1 protein-coding gene is annotated in these 251 nt (G+C 71.3%); it reads left to right on the forward strand.

Annotation, left to right across the window (positions count from 1 at the left end):
* A partial coding sequence (locus J0695_RS43555) for a class I tRNA ligase family protein (RefSeq protein ID WP_206970321.1) occupies positions 1-251 on the forward strand: 251 nt, incomplete at both ends.

Genomic DNA, 251 nt, shown 5'->3' on the forward strand with positions numbered 1-251 from the left:
CCTGACGGGCATCAAGCCGCAGGACCTGACCTCGCACTTCGGCGTGGACGCGTACCGCTGGTACTTCCTGCGCGCGATCGCGTTCGGCGCCGACGGCTCGTTCTCGTGGGAGGACTTCTCCGCCCGCTACACGTCCGAGCTCGCCAACGACTACGGCAACCTGGCTTCCCGGGTCGCGGCGATGGTCGGCAAGTACTACGCCGGCGCGCTCCCCGGGGCGACGGCGGCAGGCGACGCGGAGCAGGCGGTCC

Origin of the sequence: Streptomyces beijiangensis (assembly GCF_017315755.1) — a bacterium.
GTDB classification, from domain to species: Bacteria; Actinomycetota; Actinomycetes; order Streptomycetales; family Streptomycetaceae; genus Streptomyces; species Streptomyces beijiangensis.